Source organism: Mesorhizobium sp. M4A.F.Ca.ET.050.02.1.1, assembly GCF_003997725.1.
Classification (GTDB): domain Bacteria; phylum Pseudomonadota; class Alphaproteobacteria; order Rhizobiales; family Rhizobiaceae; genus Mesorhizobium.
The window spans coordinates 1-3,739 of the sequence record NZ_RZSG01000603.1 but is presented as its reverse complement, the minus strand read 5'-3'; the positions used below and the strand labels follow the sequence as shown (position 1 = coordinate 3,739).

At 65.3% G+C, this 3,739-nt stretch carries 5 protein-coding genes and 1 pseudogene; 2 read left to right on the top strand and 4 right to left on the bottom strand.

Annotated elements, in window-relative coordinates; genetic code table 11:
- The 4 genes and pseudogenes from EOA33_RS27730 to erpA all read right to left on the bottom strand — a co-directional run.
- Nucleotides 1–203, bottom strand: a pseudogene (locus EOA33_RS27730) (hypothetical protein); the annotation flags it as partial.
- 79 nt (nt 204–282) lie between these two features.
- A complete protein-coding gene (xth, locus tag EOA33_RS27725; protein WP_126054192.1) occupies nt 283–1,077 on the bottom strand; it encodes an exodeoxyribonuclease III in 795 nt (264 codons plus the stop codon).
- A complete protein-coding gene (locus tag EOA33_RS27720; protein WP_126054193.1) occupies nt 1,074–1,478 on the bottom strand; it encodes a VOC family protein in 405 nt (134 codons plus the stop codon). Before EOA33_RS27720 ends, xth begins: the two co-directional genes overlap by 4 nt.
- A 10-nt stretch (nt 1,479–1,488) precedes the next feature.
- The gene (gene erpA, locus EOA33_RS27715; RefSeq protein ID WP_126054194.1) at nt 1,489–1,836 is read right to left on the bottom strand and encodes an iron-sulfur cluster insertion protein ErpA; all 348 of its coding nucleotides are present in this window, start codon (nt 1,834–1,836) and stop codon (nt 1,489–1,491) included.
- Nucleotides 1,837–1,906: 70 nt separating this feature from the next.
- Here erpA and EOA33_RS27710 point away from each other — a divergent pair, with 70 nt between their 5' ends.
- Together EOA33_RS27710 and argS are read left to right on the top strand one after the other, a co-directional pair.
- Nucleotides 1,907–3,136 (top strand): deoxyguanosinetriphosphate triphosphohydrolase, encoded by a 1,230-nt coding sequence (locus EOA33_RS27710; protein WP_126054195.1) that lies wholly within the window; start codon nt 1,907–1,909, stop codon nt 3,134–3,136.
- Between the two features lie 64 nt (nt 3,137–3,200).
- On the top strand, nt 3,201–3,739 hold a 539-nt coding region (argS, locus tag EOA33_RS27705; RefSeq protein WP_127407093.1), incomplete at its 3' end, for an arginine--tRNA ligase.

The following is a 3,739-nucleotide window of genomic DNA, read 5'->3' as shown; positions in this document are numbered from 1 at the left end:
TCATGGATCTTGGTCCACGAGGTGTTGTTGAGAACCATGTCGCAGCGGGCGAGGTGGCTTTCGCCGGCAATCGTCAGGCAGGCGGTCTCACCAATCTTGAACGATTTGCCGTTGGCAAGGCATGCCTGGGCGGCAAGCACCGGTGCCGGCGCGATCAACGCCAACACAAGACCAGCCGAGCAAAGAACAAACCGGATCGCCATCGAACCCCCGCAGCAAGTCGCATCAAACGCGCAATTTGTGGCGATATCAGGGTTTTGCGGAGATTTGCGTGAGTAGCCGTCAGGCGGGCTGCAGCGCCAGTTCGATCGCCACCGGCACGTGGTCGGATGGCTTCTCCCAGGCGCGGACATGCTTTTCGACCGAGGCCGAGGAAAAACGGTTGGCGGCTTCGGGCGACAAAAGCAGGTGGTCGATGCGGATGCCGTTGTTCTTCTGCCAGGCGCCGGCCTGATAGTCCCAGAACGTGTAGACATCGGACGAATCGGTGACGGCGCGCACTGCTTCGGTGAAGCCGAGGTTCTTCAGCCGACGGAAGGCCTGCCGCGTCTGCGGCTGGAACAGCGCGTCGCCCAGCCAGTTGTCCGGGAACCGGGCGTCGGCGGCTTCGGGGATGACATTGTAGTCGCCGGCCAGCACCAGCGCCTCCTCGAGCCGCAGCCGCTCCTGCGCCCACCTCTCCAGCCGCGCCATCCAGGACAGCTTGTAGGAGAACTTCTTCTCGTCGTCGATCGGATTGCCGTTCGGCAGATAGAGCGAGGCGACACGCAGCGCGCCCCTGTCGGTCGAGAACACGCCCTCGATGAAGCGCGCCTGCTCGTCCTCGTCATCGCCGGGCAGGCCCTTGATAACTTCGTCGAAGCGCAGCTTCGACAGGAGGGCGACGCCGTTGAAGCCCTTCTGGCCATGGGTCTCGACATTGTAGCCGAGCGCCTCGACCTCGGCGCGCGGGAACTGTTCGTCGACCGATTTGATCTCCTGCAGGCAGACGATGTCGGGCGCGCTTTCGGTCAGCCAGTGGGTGAGGTTGCCGATGCGGGCGCGCACGCCGTTGATGTTCCAGGTGACGATTTTCATGGATTGCCCTTGGGATCTTCGGACGGGAGGCGTTCGACGAGGCCGATCGTATTGCCTGCCGGGTCCTTTAGGAAGGCCATCCACTCGCTTTCCCCCGCCGGACCGAACTGGCCCTCGGTGTCGCGATGGACGAGTGCCGGCGGCGCGGTGAAGGGAATGCCCGCGGCCTTCGCCTGCGCATGGAAGGCTTCGAGGCCGGTAATGTCGAGATAGACGATGCCCGCCGGCACGCCATCGGTGAAGAACAGGCGCACGTCGCCGGCCATGATGAAGGCGATGCCCGGCGGATCGTAGCGCGCATGCACGCCCATGCCGAGCACGTCACGCCAGAAGGCGAGCGTGATGTCGAGATCGCGGCCGGCCGAGAGCGCGACCTGACGGACCGCGCCGATCGCAGGCATCCGATTTCTGCTAAACAGAGAAACTGGTGCCGCAGCCGCAGGAGGCGACGGCATTGGGGTTCCTGATCTGGAACGACTGGCCCATCAGGTCGTCGACGAAGTCGATCACCGAGCCGCCCATATAGACCAGCGACAGGTCGTCGATCAGCACGGTGGCGCCGTCCTTCTCGATGGCGACGTCGTCGTCGTTGCGCGTGTCGACGAGGTCGAATTTGTAGGAAAAGCCGGAGCAGCCGCCGCCTTCGACCGAGACGCGCAGCGCCGTCTTGCCCGGCTCGCCGGAAACGATCCTGGCGATCCGCTTGGCGGCGGCGTCGGTCATCTCGACCTTCATGGCAGTCTTGGCATCCGCGCCCATCGGCGTCACCTTGCTTTCGGTTTCATATGATAGGTATGAAGCGGGCGGGGCCAAGTCAACTGGTGGGTGAATGGACGTGCGGCAGGGCAAGGATGCTCTCGGCGACATAGGGTTCGGCTACCGGCCGCGCGCCGCCTATGCCAGCGATCCCGCGCGCTCGCGCGGCCGCCTGTTCGAGGAGGCCGAAAGCCCGACCCGCACGCCGTTCCAGCGCGATCGCGACCGCATCATCCATTCGACCGCCTTCCGCCGCCTGAAGCACAAGACGCAGGTGTTCGTCGCGCATGAGGGCGACCACTACCGCACGAGGCTGACGCATTCGATCGAAGTGGCGCAGATCGCACGCGCGCTGGCGCGGGCGCTGCGCGGCGACGAGGATCTGGCGGAGGCGGTGGCGCTGGTGCATGATTTTGGCCATACGCCGTTCGGCCATACCGGCGAGGAGGCGTTGAACGAGAAGATGGCCGCCTGGGGCGGCTTCGACCACAATGCGCAGTCGCTGCGCGTGGTGACGCGGCTGGAGCGGCGCTATGCCGAGTTCGACGGTCTGAACCTCACCTGGGAGACGCTGGAGGGGCTGGTCAAGCACAACGGGCCATTGACGAATGCCAAAGGGCAGGGGCTGAAGGGCCCGGTGCCGCAGGCGATCCGTGACTATTCGCAATTGCACGATCTCGAGCTCGACCGGTTCGCCGGCATCGAGGCGCAATGCGCGGCGATCGCCGACGACATCGCCTACAACACCCATGACATCGACGACGGTCTGCGGTCGGGCTTCCTGACGCTCGACATGCTGGAGGACGTCACCTTGCCGGGCTCGATCCTGGCGAGCGTACGAGCGCGCTACCCGGCGCTCGATCCGGTGCGCACCGGCCACGAGCTGATGCGGCGGCAGATCACTATGATGGTCGAGGACGTGATTGCCTCCACCCACGCCAACCTCGAGCGGCTAAAGCCCGAGAGCGCCGACGCGGTGCGGGCGGCGGGCGAGACGATGGTGACCTTCTCGGCCGGCATGGCCGCGACCGAGAAGGAGTTGAAAGCCTTTCTCTACAAGCACCTTTACCGGCACAGCGAGGTCATGCGGGTGCGGGCCGATGCCGAACGGATCGTGCGCGACCTGTTCGACTTCTATTTCGCCGCGCCGCGCGCCATGCCGGACGGCTGGCGCGAAGGACTCGATAGAGCGCAGGACCGCATCAAGGCGCGCGCCGTGGCGGATTTCCTGGCAGGCATGACCGACACCTATGCGCTGAAGGAACATCGGCGCTTGTTTGACCACACGCCCGATTTGAGCTAGGGCGGACGCGATTTTGCCGGCCAACGAGCCGGATTCCCTTGCACAGCCGCCAGAGCCAGACCCAATGAACATATTCGCCGATTTCAACGCGCGAGTCATAAAAGCCGTCGAAGCGCTTGATCTGAGAGACAAGGATGGCGCGTTGCTCGACTTGTCGCGCATCGCCGTCGAGCCGCCGCGCGACGCCAGCCATGGCGATCTCGCCACCAACGCCGCGATGGTGCTGGCCAAGCCGACCGGGCAGAACCCGCGCGCGTTGGCCGAAAGGCTGGCCGAGGCGCTGCGTGGCGACGCCGACGTCGCGGCGGCCGACGTCGCCGGTCCGGGCTTCGTCAATCTCAGGCTGCAGGATGGGTTCTGGCAGGCGCATCTGGCGGCGCTCCTCGGCGAAGGTCGCAACTATGGCCGCTCGACCATCGGCGGCGGCCGCAAGGCCAATGTCGAATATGTCTCGGCCAATCCGACCGGGCCCATGCATGTCGGCCATTGCCGGGGCGCGGTGGTGGGCGACACGCTCGCCAATCTGATGGCCTTCGCCGGCTACGATGTGACCCAGGAATATGTCATCAACGACGCTGGCTCGCCGATCGACGTGCTCGGCCG

Bases quoted from the DNA above. Each gene is read 5' to 3' on its own strand.
- xth (WP_126054192.1), bottom strand. From the start codon at position 1,077: ATGAAAATCGTCACCTGGAACATCAACGGCGTGCGCGCCCGCATCGGC.
- erpA (WP_126054194.1), bottom strand. From the start codon at position 1,836: ATGGGCGCGGATGCCAAGACTGCCATGAAGGTCGAGATGACCGACGCC.
- EOA33_RS27720 (WP_126054193.1), bottom strand. From the start codon at position 1,478: ATGCCTGCGATCGGCGCGGTCCGTCAGGTCGCGCTCTCGGCCGGCCGC.
- EOA33_RS27710 (WP_126054195.1), top strand. From the start codon at position 1,907: ATGGACGTGCGGCAGGGCAAGGATGCTCTCGGCGACATAGGGTTCGGC.